General features: G+C 60.1%; 16 protein-coding genes. 9 read left to right on the top strand and 7 right to left on the bottom strand.

What is annotated here, in order from left to right; translation table 11 throughout:
* Nucleotides 1-13: 13 nt before the first annotated feature.
* The 4 genes from ICA16_RS13200 (at nucleotide 14) to ICA16_RS13185 (ending at nucleotide 5,512) form a co-directional block, all read left to right on the top strand.
* Entirely contained in the window at nucleotides 14-892 is an 879-nt protein-coding gene (locus ICA16_RS13200; protein WP_150593283.1) for an endonuclease/exonuclease/phosphatase family protein, read from the top strand.
* A complete protein-coding gene (locus ICA16_RS13195) occupies nucleotides 889-2,940 on the top strand; it encodes a GGDEF domain-containing protein (RefSeq protein ID WP_210700764.1) in 2,052 nt (683 codons plus the stop codon). The genes ICA16_RS13200 and ICA16_RS13195 overlap by 4 nt, the downstream gene beginning before the upstream one ends.
* 99 nt (nucleotides 2,941-3,039) lie before the next feature.
* Nucleotides 3,040-3,822, top strand: a complete 783-nt coding sequence (locus ICA16_RS13190) for an N-acetylmuramoyl-L-alanine amidase (protein ID WP_210700763.1) — start codon at nucleotides 3,040-3,042, stop codon at nucleotides 3,820-3,822.
* A gap of 76 nt (nucleotides 3,823-3,898) precedes the next feature.
* On the top strand, nucleotides 3,899-5,512 hold the full coding sequence (locus ICA16_RS13185) for an EAL domain-containing protein (RefSeq protein ID WP_414704742.1): 1,614 nt from the start codon (nucleotides 3,899-3,901) through the stop codon (nucleotides 5,510-5,512).
* On the opposite strand, the gene ICA16_RS13180 is transcribed toward ICA16_RS13185, so the two are convergent.
* Together ICA16_RS13180 and algB are read right to left on the bottom strand one after the other, a co-directional pair.
* On the bottom strand, nucleotides 5,509-7,299 hold the full coding sequence (locus tag ICA16_RS13180) for a KinB sensor domain-containing domain (RefSeq protein WP_150605071.1): 1,791 nt from the start codon (nucleotides 7,297-7,299) through the stop codon (nucleotides 5,509-5,511). The two genes, ICA16_RS13185 and ICA16_RS13180, sit on opposite strands and share 4 nt — an antisense overlap.
* Before the next feature lie 10 nt (nucleotides 7,300-7,309).
* A complete protein-coding gene (algB, locus tag ICA16_RS13175; protein ID WP_042556945.1) occupies nucleotides 7,310-8,656 on the bottom strand; it encodes a sigma-54-dependent response regulator transcription factor AlgB in 1,347 nt (448 codons plus the stop codon).
* Nucleotides 8,657-9,083: 427 nt separating this feature from the next.
* Between algB and ICA16_RS13170 the strand changes: the two genes are divergently transcribed.
* From ICA16_RS13170 to ICA16_RS13150, 5 genes are all read left to right on the top strand, one after another.
* Nucleotides 9,084-9,368, top strand: coding sequence for a hypothetical protein (locus ICA16_RS13170; protein WP_150605070.1), 285 nt, complete (start codon nucleotides 9,084-9,086; stop codon nucleotides 9,366-9,368).
* A gap of 74 nt (nucleotides 9,369-9,442) precedes the next feature.
* Nucleotides 9,443-9,607, top strand: a complete 165-nt coding sequence (locus tag ICA16_RS13165; protein WP_042556943.1) for a DUF1328 domain-containing protein — start codon at nucleotides 9,443-9,445, stop codon at nucleotides 9,605-9,607.
* 2 nt (nucleotides 9,608-9,609) lie between these two features.
* Nucleotides 9,610-10,074: an inhibitor of vertebrate lysozyme family protein gene (locus tag ICA16_RS13160; RefSeq protein ID WP_150616997.1), complete on the top strand. Its 465-nt coding sequence runs from the start codon at nucleotides 9,610-9,612 to the stop codon at nucleotides 10,072-10,074.
* Nucleotides 10,075-10,775: 701 nt separating this feature from the next.
* The gene (gene gltP, locus ICA16_RS13155) at nucleotides 10,776-12,107 is read left to right on the top strand and encodes a glutamate/aspartate:proton symporter GltP (RefSeq protein ID WP_150605068.1); all 1,332 of its coding nucleotides are present in this window, start codon (nucleotides 10,776-10,778) and stop codon (nucleotides 12,105-12,107) included.
* 218 nt (nucleotides 12,108-12,325) lie between these two features.
* Nucleotides 12,326-13,555, top strand: coding sequence for a nucleoside recognition domain-containing protein (locus tag ICA16_RS13150; RefSeq protein WP_150593291.1), 1,230 nt, complete (start codon nucleotides 12,326-12,328; stop codon nucleotides 13,553-13,555).
* A gap of 121 nt (nucleotides 13,556-13,676) precedes the next feature.
* Here ICA16_RS13150 and ICA16_RS13145 read toward each other — a convergent pair whose 3' ends face one another.
* The 5 genes from ICA16_RS13145 to ICA16_RS13125 are packed head-to-tail and all read right to left on the bottom strand — an operon-like array spanning nucleotide 13,677 to nucleotide 18,274.
* Nucleotides 13,677-14,306, bottom strand: coding sequence for an ABC-type transport auxiliary lipoprotein family protein (locus ICA16_RS13145; RefSeq protein WP_210700761.1), 630 nt, complete (start codon nucleotides 14,304-14,306; stop codon nucleotides 13,677-13,679).
* A complete protein-coding gene (locus ICA16_RS13140) occupies nucleotides 14,303-15,241 on the bottom strand; it encodes an MlaD family protein (RefSeq protein ID WP_210700760.1) in 939 nt (312 codons plus the stop codon). The genes ICA16_RS13145 and ICA16_RS13140 overlap by 4 nt, the downstream gene beginning before the upstream one ends.
* A gap of 1 nt (nucleotide 15,242) precedes the next feature.
* Entirely contained in the window at nucleotides 15,243-16,046 is an 804-nt protein-coding gene (locus tag ICA16_RS13135; protein WP_150605065.1) for an ABC transporter ATP-binding protein, read from the bottom strand.
* A complete protein-coding gene (locus ICA16_RS13130; RefSeq protein ID WP_210553244.1) occupies nucleotides 16,043-17,191 on the bottom strand; it encodes an ABC transporter permease in 1,149 nt (382 codons plus the stop codon). Before ICA16_RS13130 ends, ICA16_RS13135 begins: the two co-directional genes overlap by 4 nt.
* Before the next feature lie 54 nt (nucleotides 17,192-17,245).
* On the bottom strand, nucleotides 17,246-18,274 hold the full coding sequence (locus ICA16_RS13125; RefSeq protein WP_210553245.1) for a DUF5924 family protein: 1,029 nt from the start codon (nucleotides 18,272-18,274) through the stop codon (nucleotides 17,246-17,248).
* Nucleotides 18,275-18,451 lie beyond the last annotated feature (177 nt).

Raw genomic sequence — 18,451 nt, 5'->3', positions numbered from 1 at the left:
CGCGGCAACCGCCATGCGCCGCTGGAAGACCGAACGCATCGTTGGCCTGCATGATCCGCAGGTCAACGAACATCACCTGGCGTCCACGGGCCTGCCAGCGGATCATCGTCTGCGCTTGCTCAGTTTCAATATTCAGGTCGGTATCAGCACCGAGCGTTATCGGCATTACCTGACCCGCAGCTGGCAGCACCTGCTGCCGCACACCGGGCGCTCAGGCAATCTGCAGAAGATCGGCGACCTGCTCGGCGACTTCGACCTGGTCGCGTTGCAGGAGGCCGACGGCGGCAGCCTGCGCTCAGGCTACGTCAATCAAGTCGAACACCTGGCCCATCTCGGCGCCTTCCCCTATTGGTATCAACAACTCAATCGCAACCTCGGTCGACTGGCCCAGCACAGCAATGGCGTGCTCAGTCGTCTCAAGCCGTGGGCGATCGAAGATCATCCGCTGCCCGGCCCGAAAGGTCGCGGCGCGATCCTGCTGCGCTTCGGCGAAGGCCCGGAAGCGCTGGTGGTGGTGATGATGCATCTGGCCCTTGGCGCGCGAACGCGCAGCCTGCAACTGGCCTACATTCGTGATTTGATCGGTGGCTACAAACATCAGATATTGATGGGCGACATGAACACCCATGCCAGCGATCTGCTACAACAGTCGCCGTTACGCGATCTCGGCCTGCTGGCCCCGCAGGTGGAAGCGACATTCCCCAGCTGGCGTCCTCAGCGTTGCCTTGATCATATTTTGCTCAGCCCGACCCTGACCCTGGAAAAGGTCGAAGTGCTGGCACAACCTATTTCCGATCACCTGCCGGTCGCGGTAGAGATTCGTCTGCCGGGTTCGCTCACGGCCGATGCATTGCCCGCGTTGAGTCCTGCCCCTCGCGGAACCCCTGAATGAGCGACGAAGCCCAGCGCTGGAAAGAGAAATACCTCAAAAGCATCGAACAACAGGACAAACTCGAACGCCGTTGGGCCGCAAGGCTCGACCTGCTGCGTCGAGGCCTGGTGCGCAGCACGCTGGCCGCTGAGGGCACCGACCGCGTCGTTGATCAATGCATGAAAGAAATGCGCGACGTGGTGCGTACTGACGATATGGACGCCGGCCTCGCCGCGCTGCTGCCGCGCCTGGAAAAAGCCGTGCTCGATTCCGAGCAGCGGCGCGAAACCCGGATCGATCAGGTCAGCACTGCACTGAACGCGCTGGTGACTCAGTTGCAAGCGTTGCCGCTGCCACGGGAAGTCGCCCAGCCCCTGAAGAAATTTGCCAAACAACTGGATGGCCGTGTCGGTCAGGCCCGGGAACTGCCGCTGCTGCTGGGTGAACTCAGCGGCCTGCAGGGCAAGGCGTTGAGTCAGGTGGAGACACCCGCCGAACCAGGCCGGCCGGGGTTGCTGCAAAGGCTGTTCGGCAGCCGTGATAGCGAGGAGGCGCCAGAACCGACGGCGCAAGCTCAAGTTGCGCCGACGGCACAACCGGCGGCTGCACCAGCACACGAATTCGCCCCAGAGCCTGTCGCAGTCACTGAACCAGCAGTGGTCGCTGCCGTTACCCAGGAAGCCGCGCCAACCGCGATATCCGAAACATCTGCGCTTGCGCCTCATCGGGAACCGCACATAACGACCTTCGTGCCGCCAACGGTGACCAGCGAAGTAATCAAAGCTACGCCTGAAGCAGATGCAATCGAATCCGAGCCCGAAGCCGCTCCAGCACCTGCTCCCACGCCAGTTTTTTCACCTGTCGCCTTCAACCCCGACGAATTGATCCACCCCGGCGATCAAGAGCCGCTGTTCCTCGACACCCTGCCGCTGCCCCCGCCCATCGCTCAAGCACTGGCGGCGATCGATCCGGAGCAGTCCGAGCACGACATCCTCTTCGCTCTGCCGGATTCTCCGGAGCCGTCCTACAGCTCAGTGGCCAAGCACATCGAGGACACGTTGATCGGCCTGCTCGACGACCTGACCCTGCCCGAGCGTCACCGGCCACAAGCCGAAGCCATGCGCGAGCGGCTCAAGCACGGTTTGAACTGGTACGAACTGATCCCGATCCTCGACGATCTGGCGACGTTGATGCTGGCGATTACCGACAGCGGCCAGCACGAATTTGAAGCGTATCTGCAGCAACTCAACGAACGCCTCGAAGCGTTCCAGAGCAACTTGCAAGCCGCCAGCGAAGGCCATGCCGACAACAGTTCTGCGGCGCGGGCGATGGACACGCAGATCCGGGAGCAAGTCGACGGCTTGCAGACCAGTGTCCAGGAGGCTGCCGATCTGGATGACCTCAAGCAGGTGCTGGAGAACCATCTCGAAGGCTTGCTCGGCACGATGGATCAACACCAGAAGCAGCGCGATGCCCGGGAGCAGGAAGTCGCGGCGCGCCTCAAAGGCTTGTCCGAGCGCGTGGCGCACATGGAGCAAGAAGCCCAGGGCTTCCGCGAACACCTTGAAGAGCAACGCCAGAAGGCCCTTATCGATCCGCTCACCAGCCTGCCCAACCGCGCGGCCTGGAGCGAACGTCTCGAGCATGAGATCAAGCAATGGCAGCAGCACGGCAACACGCTGAGCCTGGCAATGCTCGACCTTGATCATTTCAAGCGAATCAACGACAACTACGGCCACCTGGCCGGTGACAAAGTCCTGAAGATCATTGCCACGGTGTTGCGCAAACGCCTGCGCGGTTCTGATTTCATCGCGCGTTTCGGTGGCGAGGAGTTCGTTCTGCTGATGCCGGCCACCCCGCCAGCGGTCGGTGCAAAACTGCTGGAAACTCTGCGCGCAGCGATCGAAGCGTGCCCTTTCCACTTCAAGGGTGAACGGGTGACGATCACGATTTCCATGGGCCTGGCATCGTTCAAGCCTGGGGAACACAGCGATCTGGTGCTTAAAAGAGCCGATCAGGCGCTGTACCGGGCGAAAAATGCCGGGCGCAATCGAGTTGAGCTGGGCTGAGAAATTGTTCCATTTTGTTTAAATCCGCCCGCTGACCGTCTCGACGCAAGGCAGTACGTTACACTGTTGCATTACTGTCTTGCGTAATTGCCCTCTACCATGAAATTTTTTGCCCTCCTCGCGTCGTTACTCGTTCTGGCCGGTTGTGCCAGCGGTCCGCGTTATGACACCAGCCATCCTTCTGCCAACTACGACAGCCGCATCCAGTTCGTGGTCGTGCATTACACCTCGGCGTCGCTCGAGCGTTCGCTGCAGTTGCTGACCCATGGTGAAGTCAGCAGCCACTACCTGATCGGTGACGACCAGCGCGCCACCGTCTACAAGCTGATGGACGAAAACCAGCGCGCCTGGCACGCCGGTGAGAGCCAATGGCAGGGCCGCACCTGGCTCAACTCCAGCTCGATCGGTATCGAAATCGTCAACCCGGGCTTCAAAGACACCCCGACCGGGCGCCTGTGGTATCCCTACAGCGAAGCGCAAATTCAAGCGCTGATCGTCCTGCTCAAAGACATCAGCAAGCGCAACGGCATCAGCCCGCAGCACATCATTGGTCATAGCGACATCGCGCCGCTGCGCAAGCTCGATCCAGGGCCACTGTTTCCGTGGAAGCGTCTCGCCGCCGAAGGTCTGGGTGTGTGGCCGAACGAACAGGCCGTAGCGCGGCAGCAAGCGCTGTTCACCAGCGGCGAACTGCCGAGCATCAGCTGGTTCCAGTCGCAATTGGCCCATCTGGGTTATGAAACGCCGCAGACTGGCGAGCTGGATGTCGCGACGCGCCACGTCCTCGCTGCATTCCAGATGCACTTCCGCCCTTCGCGGTTCGACGGCACCCCGGACGCGCAAACCGCGGCGCTGCTGCTGGTGCTCAATCAGACAAAATAATGACGCCCGCCCGACGGTCAGGGCGAACTTGCAATCAGCAGCTATAACTCATTGGTAATTCTTCGGATATTCCATGATGGTTGCTACCCGAGCGACGCTGCGTAGCTGGTTTTATCGCCCAGGTTTTTTGGCGATGATCGCGGCTGTCCTCAGTGCAAGCCTGTTGTTCGCCGGCGCAATGTTCGTGGCGATGCGTCAAGTCGAACAAAGTGAAAGCGAGGTGATGAACGCTCAGGGCGAACGCTTTCTCGCCCGTCTCGAGCAATTATTCGGTCAATTACGCGAAAGCCTCGACGACCTCGAAGCCCAGCCGTTGCGCAGTTGCGACGACGAAATGATCGCCACGCTGCGGCAAGTCACCTTCAACTATCGCTTCGTCTATGAAGCGGCTTATATGGACGCCTCGCGCATCTGCTCCAACCGTCCGCGCGAGGAAGGCCTGTCGGTTTTCCGCGCGCCGGACATCATCGGCCCGACCTACAGCTACTGGCTGAACACCACCACCGAGCCCGACGAAAACCGCGCGGCATTGATGCTGGGGCGCGGCAATTTTCGTGTGGCCACATCACGCGGGCATTTGACCGACATGGTCGACCTGTCGCTCGGCAGCAGCCTGCTGGTGGTGCTGGACCACGGCTCCCGCGCAATTCCGGTGCTCGGCACTGCGCAAACATGGCCACCAACGGAACCCTGGCCGCCAAAAAGCAGCGGCGCGTTGCAAGTGACCCAGAGTCGCTTGATCTACCGCATGCCCACCGACAACCCGGAATATCAGTTGGTGCTGATCACACCACGCACCGGCATGCACATCCCCGCCATCTGGTGGTGGATGGTCCCGGCCTGCCTGGTGCTTGGCGCTGTCGTGGGGTTCTGCATGTTTTTGCTGGTGCGCCAGCGTCAGTCACTGGATGCCGAACTGCACGGAGCGATCCGCCGTGGCGAACTGCAAGTGCTCTATCAACCGATCTTCGACCTCGACAGCCGCAACTGCGTCGGCGCTGAGGCCTTGCTGCGTTGGCGCCGTCCGGACGGCACCTTGACCAGCCCGGACCTGTTTATCCCGCTGGCGGAAAACACCGGGCAGATTCGTCAGATGACCGACTTTGTCCTTCAGCGCTTACTGGAGCAATTGGGGCCGGTGTTGCGCGCCAATCCGCAACTGTATATCTCGGTCAACCTCGCCGCATGCGACGTGATGGTGCCGCGCATCGGCCCGGTCATGGCGCGGCTGCTGAGCCTGCACAGAGTGGCAGCCAGGCAGATTGCCTTCGAAGTGACTGAACGCGGCTTGATTGATGTCGTGGTCGCCCGGGAAAACCTGCAAGCGCTGCGCGACGTGGGCCATCAAGTGCTGATCGACGATTTCGGCACCGGCTATTGCAGCCTCGCCTACCTGCAAACCCTGCCGGTGGATTGCCTGAAAATCGACAAGGCGTTCATCGACGCGCTCGGCCATGACGCCGCCAGCAGCGGCGTCGCTCCGCACATCATTCACATGGCGCAGGCCTTGGATCTGAAGGTGATTGCCGAAGGGATCGAGCTGGAATCACAAGCCGAATTGCTCAGCAGCGAAGGCGTGAAGTTCGGTCAGGGCTGGCTGTTCGCCCATGCCCTGAGCGCGGTGCAGTTCATCGAACTGATCACCCGTGGACGGCGGCTTGCGGGACGCCGGATGGATGACGAAGCCTAAACCGCCAACGCCATATAAAACTGCGTGCCCTGCCCCGGCCGCGAATAAACGCCCATCCTTCCACCATGCAACTGAACAATCTCCTTGCACAGCGCCAAGCCGAGCCCGGCCCCGCCCTTCTTGCGCCCGACCTGAACGAACGGTTCGAAGATCCGCCCTTGCTGGCCGTAAGCAATGCCTTCGCCATTATCTTCGACGCTGATGATCACCCGCTCGCCATGGCGACGTGCCTGCAAACGGATCTGGCCGTCACGGGCGGTATGGCGCAAGGCGTTATCGATAAGGTTGTCGAGCACCCGGTCAAGCTGTGCCTGGTCGGCCTGCAAGCGTGGCAATGGCCCTTGTACTTCCACAGTCAGATCGATGCCTTTTTCCGCCGCCAAATCGGCAAAGCGTAACTGCGCCTGCGTCAGCAGATCTTCGATGGAGCACGGCGCGAGCGTCAGTTTCTGTAAGCCGTTCTGGTAACGCGAGAAGTTGAGCAAGTCATTGATCAACTGCATCAGGCGCTGCATCTCTTCGTTGACGGTGTCGAGCAAGTCAGCCTCGCGGGACTCCGGCGCAAACTTCGCCCGCTCGCGGAACAGCCCGAACGCCATATGCATGCCGGTGACCGGCGTACGCAGTTCATGGGAGGCGCGCAGGACAAACTCGCTGCGCACACGTTCGAAGGCCCGTTGCTCGGTGACATCGTGCAACACCATTACCGCGCCAAGAATGTGACCCTGAGTGTGGCTGACCGGGGTCAGGCTGTAAGTCAGCAGGCGCGACTCGCCGTCGACCTCGATACTCAAGTCTTCCGGCGCCCGCTCCAGGGTGCCGCCGCGCAGCACCAGTTGCAGCTGCTCATCCAGTTCCGGCCGCTCGAGTGCGCTGCCCAAGCCTTGGCCGAGACGGTCGTCGTCCCAGCCCAATTGGCGCTGGGCGACCGGGTTGAGGTGCTCGAGATGGCCTTGGCGGTCGATCATCAACAAACCGTCGTCGATGCTGTCGAGCACCGCTTGCAAACGCTGCTGGCCGGCAAGCAGCTCATCGACGTTGGTGGCCTGATGCTCGCGCAGCGCTTCGGCCATCAGCCCGAAGCGGCGCGACAGCAAATTCACTTCCATGGCCGAGGACGTCGGCAGGACCACTTCAAAATTGCCTTGGCCGATGTTATCGGCCGCTTTGGCCAGCGCCTCGATGGGCGCACCAAAGCGTCGGGAAATCCCGTGGGCGGTAACGAATCCGATGATCAACACCGCCAGTCCGACCAACCCGAGCAGGCTCGCAATCAGCAACGCCCGGTCACGCGCCGCGTGCTGTACCGAATTGATATTGTCGAGCGCCTGCTTGTGCTCGGCGATCAAGCCATTGCGCAAGATGTTGAAGCGTTCACGAAGATCACCATTGCCACTCAGGGCCGAACCCGGGTCACGGGACTGATCAAACACCTGGAGAAACTTCAGATAATCGGATTTGGCCTGCGAGAACCCGTAATGACGGCCATCGCCCTCCTCTTCTTGAGCAATGCCTTCGTCAAGCAATTGGAAATAATGTTGTTTGGACGCTTCGAACGCCACCGGGTCAGGCTTCTCGGCAAGCATCATGATCAGTTGATCGCCGAGGGTCTGGCGCAGTTTCAGCCCCAGGTCGAGGGTGACAAAGTTGTTGCGGATCAATGTTTCCTGAGTGCCGGCCATCTGCATCACGCTGACCAGCCCGAGCAGCAGCCCAAGCAAGGCCACGGTGATCAGCGCCGAAATGCTCAGGAACAACCGGGTCCGCAACTTCATCGCCAGTTTCATCGAAGGGCACTCACAGGTTGTACTGCTTACGCTTGCGATACAGCGTCGAGGCGTCGATGCCCAGGGTTTTCGCGGCTTGATCCAGAGTGCCGGCGGTGGCGAGTACTGCGCCGATGTGGGCTTTCTCCAACTCATCCAGACTCAGCGCGGCACCGACGCGTGGCGCGTTGTTGGCCGGTTGCTCAGCCATGCCCAGGTGAGTGATTTCCACCCGTTCCTGCGGGCAGATGATGCTCGCCCGCTCGACCACGTTGCGCAGCTCGCGAATGTTGCCTGGCCAACGGTAGCCGAGCAGCGCTTCACGGGCCTCGTCACTGAAACCGCGTGCCGGACGTGCGTACTCTTTGACGAAGCGTGCGAGGAAGCGGTCGGCCAGCGTCAGAATGTCCTCCGCACGCTCGCGCAACGGCGGCAGATGCAAGGTGATGACGTTCAAGCGATACAGCAGATCTTCACGGAAGCGCCCATCGCGCACCATGTCTTCAAGGTTGAGGTTGGTCGCCGCCAGAATCCGCACATCGGCGCGGCGAGTCACCGGGTCACCTACCCGCTCGTATTCCTTGTCCTGAATGAAACGCAACAACTTGGGTTGCAACGTCAGGGGAAAATCGCCGATCTCGTCGAGAAACAGTGTGCCGCCGTCTGCCTGGTTGACTCGACCCAAGGTACTTTCGCTAGCGCCGGTAAACGCCCCGCGACTGTGGCCGAACAACTCGCTTTCCATCAACTCGGCGGTCAGCGACGGGCAGTTGATCGTCACGCAGGATTTCTTCTCGCGTTTGCTCCACCCGTGAATCGCTCGGGCCAGCTCACCTTTACCGGTGCCGGACTCGCCAAGAATAAGAATGTTGGCATCGGTACCGGCCACTTGCCGCGCGGTTTCCAGCACGACTTTCATCGCCGGGCTGTGGGAATCGAGGCCGTCCTTGGGCTTGCGGATTTCGCCTTCAAGCGCTTCAAGGCGCGCCGAGAGCTGGCGCACTTCCAATTGCTTGGCAGTCGCCAGGCGCAGTTGATCCGGGCTGCACGGTTTGACCAGGTAGTCGGCGGCACCAGCCTGGATCGCATCCACGGCCGTGTCGACCGCCGAGTGAGCGGTGACGATCACTACCCGCATCCACGGTGCCTGAATGCGCATTTGCGCCAATACGTCGAGGCCATTGTCTTCGCCCAGACGTAAATCAAGGAAGCACAGGTCGAAGACCTGACGTTGCAGCAGTGCCTCGGCCTGAGCCGCGCTGTTGGCGGTGGCCACCGTATAACCTTCGTCTTCGAGGCAATAGCGGAAAGTTCGCAGGATGGCGGATTCATCATCCACCAGCAGAATGCGGCCTTGTTGCTCAGTGGCAGATTCCATTTTTCCTACGCTCCATAGTGATTGATCTTGAGTTAAGCCCGGAAAAATCGGGCAAGTTGCATGGTTGATTCTGAACGATGCCAGCCATAGGAGGGTAGCCCTCTCCTGCCTTTACGGCTAATCCACTGATTTTGTTGAATTTTTAAACAATCACCGCTTTGCAGGCCTTTCCCTGCGTCCTTTTCTGACATCTGCGCCCCGCTCTCAATTCCATAAGAATGAATTCTCCTACGAAAAAATCGTGCATTGCGCACGACCACAGATGCTCCATCGTGCAGGATGCGTCCCCTGAAATTTTTCACACCCGCTTAAGTCATTGTTTTTATTGGTTATTTTTAAGATAAAAAACTGGCATGCAGGCTGCAATACCTTATTCATCCCGGGCAGATCAGAACTGCCCCAACCGAATAAGCGTGAGGAACCCAGGATGACTCGCCAACGTGCCGCCCAAATGCGTATCTCGCCTTTGCATATCCAGCAAGGCCTGTTTGGCGTGCTCGCGCTGTTGATCACCCTGATCGCGTGCCAGCAATACCTGAGCTGGGAAAACAGCCAGAAACCTGAGCCGCTGATCTCGATCCAGCACAGCACGCAGAAGCACTTCAGTGCCGTTAGCAGCACTGCAGCAGAAAACGCTTCGATGCGCATGATGGACGTCGACCAGGCGCAGCCAATGGATCAGCTGCCACGTGAAGAGCGCTGGGTTTTCTAATTGAATCAAACGAATTCGGGCGCGATGCGCCGGAACACGCAACATCCCTAAATAGAGAAGTAAGGAGAATCACCATGTTGAGCTGGGCAATTACATTCTTGATCATTGCCATCATCGCTGCAGTACTGGGCTTCGGTGGTATCGCGGGCACCGCCACGGGTATCGCCAAGATTCTCTTTGTCGTGTTCCTGGTGATGTTTGTTGTGTCGTTCTTCATGGGCCGTCGCGGCCGAGGTTGACGATGAGCGTTTTAAAGACACTGGCAGCCGCCCTGCTTCTGGGCGGTAGTGCCATGGCGATGGCGGCCAATGACGGCCAGGCGCGGGTCAACGAGCTGTTGAGTTCCGACCCGCAGTACAGGGAAACCTGGGAAGGCGTGGTGAAGAAGGAAGAACGCCTGCCGGAATGGGTGATGAACCTGTCCGGCACTTCCGAACAGCAGATGAATGCTGTGGAAGAGGATGGCGACAAGTATCTGGTTGGCCCGCTCTGCGAAAATGCAGACAAGTGCCTCAATCATCGCTTGATCGTTGCGTTCAGCTTCGACAAGGACGACGCCTACGGCATGCTGGTTGATGTGCCCGAAGGCTTACCGTCCGACAAGTCGCCAACGCGACATGCCACTTACAGGTTCTTCGGCAAACCCGATCAGGGCATGCAGGATCTGTTGATGGAAACTTTGAAAAAAGATCCGAAGTGGTACTGAGTTTGAACATGAGGGCAGCGCCTGCGCTGCCCTCTATTGCGCCCGCCCGAGGAGGGCCGGCGCATGACCAGGGGGCCGGGACGTTCTGACTGCTACAGGGTCGGAGTGACCTACGGGTACAGGGAGTACCTGCGCGAGGGCCGGGTCAGGGTAAAAGCTGCCGCAAGTTCGTCAATCCAAAGGGGTTCGACGGGCTTGCGCCGAGCTTTCATTTAAGCAAAACGTTGATCCAGAGCGTCCAGCCCCTTCTTTTTATCGCCCACACTGCGCGCGAAAACATTACGCGGTGTTTCCTGGCGACCGTATATCGAGAAAGAGATCTTTTAAACAGTCGGACATCTGGTCTGATTACGTAGGCTTTTTCCTCAAATATCGATCGAAAATTCTCGCTCAAAAAACAATCAACCTTCGCTGGAATGGCCGGTTCACGGCACTTATGCTGGCTGAAATGTCACAATCGAACCGGTTGGGACGCCAGTTTCATTTGAAAAAGCTCATGCCGATTCGGCATAGGGTAGGCGTTTACGGCATTAGACGGCGCAACCTTGCATCGGAATAGTTGCGCCTTTTTTCGCCTGCCGAAGAGCCGTCAATACGTACTTCGGGGCACCTTATACGGAGGCAGATGCACAGACTTTTCCGCTAAAAAGCGTTCCAGTTCCTGCATGTGCCTGAGTCAAACGCAAGTAAGGGTAAAGATAATGAAGAAGGCAAAAATTAGCCTCGCCTGGCAGATCCTCATCGGACTGGTACTGGGGATTGCAATCGGTGCGTTGCTCAACCATTTCAGTGCCGAAAAGGCCTGGTGGATCAGCAACGTCCTGCAACCGGCAGGCGATATCTTTATCCGTCTGATCAAGATGATCGTGATCCCGATTGTCATCTCTTCCCTGATTGTCGGCATTGCCGGCGTGGGCGACGCCAAGAAGCTCGGGCGTATCGGCCTGAAGACGATCATCTATTTCGAAATCGTCACCACTATCGCCATCGTCGTCGGGCTGGTGCTGGCCAACGTGTTCCACCCGGGTACCGGCATCGACATGAGCACCCTGGGCACGGTGGACATCTCCAAGTACCAGGCGACTGCCGCCGAAGTACAGCATGAACACGCGTTCATCGAGACCATCCTCAACCTGATCCCGTCGAACATCTTCGCGGCCATGGCCCGCGGCGAAATGCTGCCGATCATCTTCTTCTCCGTGCTGTTCGGTCTCGGTCTGTCGAGCCTGCAGTCGGACCTGCGCGAGCCGCTGGTGAAGATGTTCCAGGGCGTCTCGGAAAGCATGTTCAAAGTCACTCACATGATCATGAACTACGCCCCGATCGGCGTATTCGCACTGATCGCGGTGACCGTGGCCAACTTCGGTTTCGCTTCCCTGATACCGCTGGCCAAACTGGTGATCCTGGTTTACGTCGCCATCGCCTTCTTCGCCTTTGTGGTGCTGGGCCTGATCGCCAGGCTGTTCGGCTTCTCGGTGTTGAAGCTGATGCGCATCTTCAAGGATGAACTGGTCCTGGCCTACTCCACCGCCTCCTCGGAAACCGTGCTGCCGCGCGTGATCGAGAAGATGGAAGCCTACGGCGCGCCGAAAGCCATCTGCAGTTTCGTGGTGCCGACCGGTTACTCGTTCAACCTCGACGGTTCGACCCTGTACCAGTCCATCGCCGCAATCTTCATTGCCCAGCTGTACGGCATCGACCTGTCGATCAGCCAGCAACTGCTGCTGGTACTGACCCTGATGGTCACCTCCAAAGGCATCGCCGGCGTACCGGGCGTGTCCTTCGTGGTGCTGCTGGCGACCTTGGGCAGCGTGGGTATTCCGTTGGAAGGCCTGGCGTTCATCGCTGGTGTCGACCGCATCATGGACATGGCCCGTACCGCGCTGAACGTGATCGGCAATGCCTTGGCCGTGCTGGTTATCTCGCGCTGGGAAGGCATGTACGACGACGCCAAGGGCGAGCGCTACTGGAACTCCCTGCCGCACTGGCGCAGCAAGGAAAAACTGCCGGCGGGTGAAATCTCGAAGAACTGACACACCCTGTGTAGGAGCTGCCGCAGGCTGCGATCTTTTGATTCTGTTTTCAAAGGCAAGAGCAATAGATCGCAGCCTTCGGCAGCTCCTACAGTAGATGGCGGTCAACCCTGTAATCGGGGGCACCAGCAATCGTAGACAAACCCCGGAGAAATCCGGGGTTTGTCGTTTCTGGCGACCCCGTTATCATTCGCCGCATCTTCCGGGGGATTTGACTGATGCTTAATGGCCTGTGGCTTGGCTTCTTCATCGTGGCAGCCGTGTCGGCGCTGGTGCAGTGGCTGGTCGGCGGTAACGCCGGGATCTTTGCGGCGATGGTGGAAAGCATTTTCGCCATGGCCAAGCTCTCGGTCGAAGTCATGGTGCTGCTGTTCGGCACCCTCACCTTGTGGCTGGGTTTCCTGCGCATTGCCGAAAAAGCCGGGATCGTCGACTGGCTGGCCAAGGTGTTGGGCCCGCTGTTTCTGCGGCTGATGCCTGAGGTTCCGCCCGGTCACCCGGCCCTTGGCCTGATCACCCTGAACTTCGCCGCCAACGGCCTCGGCCTGGACAACGCCGCCACGCCGATCGGCCTCAAAGCCATGAAGGCGTTACAGGAACTCAACCCCAGCGCGACCATCGCCAGCAACGCGCAAATCCTCTTCCTGGTGCTCAACGCCTCCTCCCTGACCCTGCTGCCGGTGACGATCTTCATGTACCGCGCCCAGCAAGGCGCGCCGGATCCGACGCTGGTGTTCCTGCCGATTCTGCTGGCGACCAGTTGCTCGACCATCGTCGGCTTTCTCTCGGTCGCCTTCATGCAGCGTCTGCGGGTCTGGGACCCGGTGGTGCTGGCGTATCTGATCCCCGGCGCGCTGATCCTCGGCGCGTTCATGGCGCTGCTGGGGACGATGTCGGCCACGGCGCTGGCGGGGCTTTCGTCGATCCTCGGCAATCTCACGTTGTTCGGGCTGATCATGCTGTTTCTGGTGATTGGTGCGTTGCGCAAAGTGAAGGTTTACGAAGCGTTCGTTGAAGGCGCGAAGGAAGGCTTCGATGTCGCCAAGAACCTGCTGCCGTATCTGGTCGCGATGCTCTGCGCCGTCGGCGTATTGCGCGCATCCGGGGCGCTGGATTTTGGTCTCGACGGGATTCGCCATCTGGTCGAATGGGCCGGTTGGGACACCCGTTTCGTTGATGCGCTGCCAACAGCGATGGTCAAACCGTTCTCCGGCAGCGCTGCGCGGGCGATGTTGATCGAGACAATGCAGACCTCGGGCGTGGACAGCTTCCCGGCGCTCGTGGCAGCGACGGTGCAGGGCAGTACCGAGACGACGTTCTATGTGCTGGCGGTGTATTTCGGTGCCGTGGGGATTCAGCGCGCAAGGCATGCGGTGGGGTGTGCGTTGCTGGCGGAATTGGCCGGTGTGATCGGCGCCATCACTGTGTGCTACTGGTTCTTCGGCTAAGCACAGATCAAAACTGTAGGAGTGAGCCTGCTCGCGATTGCGGGCTGACAGTCACCAGTGTTGGTGACTGACAAACCGCAATCGCGAGCAGGCTCACTCCTACATGGGTTTTGTGTGGGGCTCAAGGTCTGGGCGAGGGCGCCAGTTTCTGGCCTTGGTCTACGGCCCAATCCACGACTTTGGCGGTAAGACGATCACTGGCCTGGCCAAACCCGGCGACCACTGCCGGCACCTGCACATCGCTCAGCGGCTGACGTTCCTCAAATCGGCGGCTGGCCAGGATTCGCTGGTCATAACCGCGCACCAGTAACGCATCGAGGCGCACGACGACGCTGGCCTGGGTGCCTTGATATTCAGTCTGAAACGCCTGCAAATTCCCGCCCAGCTCCAGATCTGCCTGAAAGTTGCTGTCATCGGTACTCAGCAACGTCACCCGGCCATCGCGCTGAAAACCGTCGAGCAGCCGATTGCGCAGCAATACCGGCGCCGGATCGCTCCAGCGCGAAGCCTTGTAGCTGCTGATCACGTCACCTTGCGGGATCACTGCGATGGTCGGCCGGTTCAGCGCTTCGCTGGCCTGCAACTTGTTCAAACGCAGCGACCACGGCTGAGTTGCCGCCGAACCGCGCGAGACGGGCGCCTGTGCTGCCGGCAAGCGGTAGACATCCAGTGGCTCGGCTTCGGGGAAGATCGTGCACGCACTGATCAGCGTAAAGCCAGTGGCGAGGAGGGCGAGGCGAGTCAGCTTCATGGCGTGAACTCCTTGTTCTTGTCACTGCCCAGCAGGTAACCGCTGGGGTTGGCCTCCAGACGTTGAGAAATGGCCCGCAGCGAATTCAGGGTTTCGCGCAGTTCGCGGATCGCCGGCGCCAGGCCGTTGAGGCCCTGCATGCCGCTGTCGAGGGAGTTCTGGTTCTTGTTCAGCAATGCATTGATGGTGACACTGCTGTCTTCCAGCGACTTCATTGCCTGCTCGGCGCTGCCCAGCGCCTGTTTGCCCTGATCGTTGAGCAGGCCGTTGGCGTTACGCATCAACGCCGAGGTCTGTTCGAGCATGCTGCCGGCCTGTTTGCCGACGCTCGCCAGTTGCTGCATGGCCTGGCGAATGTCGCCGCGCTGATCGTTGATGGTGCCGGTGGTCTGTTCGAGATGGGCGAGGGTCTTGCTGACGCGTTCGACGTTATCTTCGGAGAACATCTGATTGGCGTTGTGCAGCAGGGCGCTGATGCCGCTCATCAGGTCGTTACTGTCATTGAGCAGCCGCGAGATAGGCGAAGGCGAAGCGATGATCACCGGGTGCTTGCCGTCATGCCCCTTGAGCGTCGGGCTCTGCGGCGTGCCACCGCTGAGCTGGATGATCGACGTGCCAGTGATCCCGGTCAGGGCCAGTTTGGCCTGGGTGTCTTCCTTGACCGGCGTATCGCCACCGAGACGAATCCGCGCCAGCACCCGCCGTGGGTCCTGCGGATCGAGGCGCAGGCTGACCACGTCGCCGACCTTGATCCCGCTGTACTGCACCGAACTGCCTTTGGACAGGCCGCTGACCGCCTCGTTGAACACTACCTCGTAATCCTTGAACTCGGTGTCGACGCTGGATTTGGCCAGGAACAGGCCGAAGAGCAGGGCGCCGGCCACCACCAGCACGGTGCACAGGCCAATCAACACATGATGCGCTCGGGTTTCCATGTCAGACCTCGTTGAGCAGTTTGGCGGCGTCCAGCGCCGAGCGGCCGCGCGGGCCGTGGAAATATTCGTGAATCCACGCGTCATCGGTTTCCGAGACCACGTCGATGGCATCGGCCACCAACACTTTCTTCTGCGCCAACACCGCCACGCGGTCGGTGATGGTGTAGAGCGTGTCGAGGTCGTGGGTCACCAGAAAGACGCTCAGACCCAACGCATCACGCAGGGTCAGGATCAATTGGTCGAACGCCGCCGCGCCAATCGGATCGAGGCCGGCGGTGGGTTCGTCGAGAAAAAGAATGTCCGGATCCAGCGCCAAAGCTCGAGCCAGAGCGGCGCGTTTGATCATGCCGCCGGACAGCGACGCCGGGTATTTGTCTGCCGCCGACAGCGGTAGCCCGGCCAGCGCCAGTTTGACGGCGGCCAGATGCTCGGCATCTTCGCGGCTCAGGCCCGCGTGTTCGATCAGCGGCAGGGCGACGTTCTCGGTCACCGTCAGCGAAGAGAACAGCGCGCCTTTCTGGAACAGCACGCCAAAGCGCCGTTCAATCAACGAGCGTTCATGCTCAGACAGGCTCGGCAGATTCTGGCCGAATACTTTGACGATGCCCTCGCTGGGCCGGCGCAGGCCGACAATGCTACGCAGCAGTACCGATTTGCCGCTGCCGGAACCGCCGACCACGGCGAGGATTTCGCCTTTGTACAAATCCAGATCAAGGTTTTCGTGCACGCTCTGCGTACCGAAGCGGTTGCACAGGCCACGGACTTCAATCACCGCCTCCGAGGGCGCACGGGGTAGACGACTCACCAGCCCATCTCCATGAAGAACAGCGCAGCCACCGCGTCGAGCACGATCACCACGAAAATCGACTGCACCACACTCGACGTGGTGTGTGCGCCGACCGATTCGGCGCTGCCGCTGACCTTGAAGCCTTCCAGACAACCAATCGCCGCAATCAGGAACGCGAAGATCGGCGCCTTCACCAGGCCGACCAGAAAATGCTGAACGCCGATGTCGCTTTGCAGCAGCGAGAGGAACATCGCCGGCGAGATATCCAGCGACACCGCGCAGACCACGGCACCGCCGACGATCCCGCAGATCATCGCCAGAAAGGTCAGCAGCGGCAGCGCCACCAGCAACGCCAGCACGCGCGGTACCACCAGCAACTCCATCGGATCGAGGCCGAGGGTGCGGATCGCGTCGATTTCCTCGTTGGCCTTCATCGACCCGATTTGCGCGGTGAACGCACTGGCGGTGCGCCCGGCCATCAGGATCGCGGTGAGCAAAACACCGAACTCACGCAGGAAGGCAAAACCCACCAGATCGACGGTGAAGATGCTCGCGCCAAAACTGGCCAGCACCGTCGCGCCGAGAAACGCCACCACAGCACCCACCAGAAAGGTCAGCAACGCCACGATGGGCGCGGCGTCGAGGCCGGTCTGTTCGATGTGCGCGATCACCGGCGTGATGCGCCAGCGCTTGGGCCGGAACAGGCCACGGGCGATGGTTTCCAGAATCAGGCCGACGAAGCCGAGCAGTTGCAGGGTGTCTTGCCAGACCGTGTCGACGGCGCGGCCGATGCGCGTCAACAATTGCACGCTGACGCTGATTTCCGGCTCTTTGATCGGCACGCAGAAATCAGTCATCGACTGATACACGGTTTGCAGCAGCGCGCGGTCGGCGCTGGAGATTGTGCAATCGGGGTGTTCGGCGGATTTTCCGAGGCGCTCGGAGCCGAGCAACTCCACCAGCAACGAGGCGCCAGCAGTGTCGAGGGCGCCGAGGCTGTTGAGGTCGATAAGCGTGTCGGTGTCGTACTGGCCGCGCAGGGTTTCGCTCAGGTGCTTGAGCTCGGCGTAATGGGCGAGCGTCCAGTCCCCGCTGACCTGCAAGCGGGCAGGGGTGTTGGACGTGTCCAATCGGGCACTGCCTGTCATTGAGCTGCTGGTCATAAGCTCCGTGCTTGTTCGGCTGCTAAGCGAACTAACGTAATAGCACGAACCGGATTACTTTTCTTTGGCCGGTGTGCTGTCGGTGATTTCAAAACGCAGCACGCCGATCAGCTGGCCATCCTCGGTCAATACCCGCACTTGCCATTTGCCCGCCGGGTTGCCAGGGAAATTCTGCTTGTGCGTCCACGCCCGGTAGCCTTCCTTGCGCCCGCCATGGATGTCGAGGGCAATGCGGTCGACTTCTTTACCGTTGAACTTCCAGACGTGATAAATCCGCTCATCGAGCCCGCGCGGTGCGTTGATCGCGGTGTAGGCGTAGAGGCCGCCATTGCGGATCTGCTCGGCGCTGACCTTATCGAGACTGGCACCGGGGGTGCGATCCTGCATCTGCGTGCTGATGGCCACGTCGGTCATCCACAACGTCGCCGGCGGCACCCACGAACGCAGCGCCCAACCGACGCCGCCGATGCCGAAGGTGATAAACAGAATCGCCAGCGCGTTGCGCACGGTGCGAATCGGGAAGATCGACGCCAGGCTTGGGAACGACAGCAGCACGGCAATCCCCAGCGACCATTTGAAACTTTGCGAGGTGGTCAGGTGCATGATCACCGGCAACGCCGTGAGCAGGGCGGCGAACAGGGTCAGGGTGTGCAACGCGAGAAACGCCCAGCGCCGAGGCGCCAGCCATTTGTAATAGAGCGGATCGACGATAGAGATCAGCGCGGCGACGCTGAGCAGGCCGGTGAAGACCAGTTGGCTGCTGTTCCACGTTGTGGTGATGAAAAAGAACGGCAGGACAAAAAACAGGCTTTCCTGATGGATCATCTGCGTCGCATAACGCAGCAGCGGCTGGGGGATTTCCCGTTTGAAAATCCGCGTGAAAAGCCCGGTGAGGGTGTTCTCCAGCATCAGCCAGATCCAGCTGAGCAGCATGATCACCGTGATCCAGCTCGCCAGTCCCTGCTGGCGATCGACCAGCATGAAACTGCCAACCCCCGAGATGAAACCACCCAGCGCAATGACCCCGGGGTAGCGCTTCATCAGCTCGATAATGCGCTGGATAAGGAGGGTCAGTCTGGACATTTTGGCGGTTCACGACGATATGGGGAAAATCCCGGAAAGGTTACCGCCGCATGACCCCTGTGGCGAGGGGATTTATCCCCGATCGGCGGCGCAGCCGTCGTAGATCCTGCAAGCGAATTTTGTCTGGATATACCGAGCTGCACTTATTGGGGCTGCTGCGCCGCCCAACGGGGATAA

This window comes from Pseudomonas anatoliensis (assembly GCF_017976235.1).
Classification (GTDB): Bacteria; Pseudomonadota; Gammaproteobacteria; order Pseudomonadales; family Pseudomonadaceae; genus Aquipseudomonas; species Aquipseudomonas anatoliensis.
The sequence above is the reverse complement of the archived record's forward strand: the minus strand, read 5'-3'. Positions and strand labels throughout refer to the sequence as shown.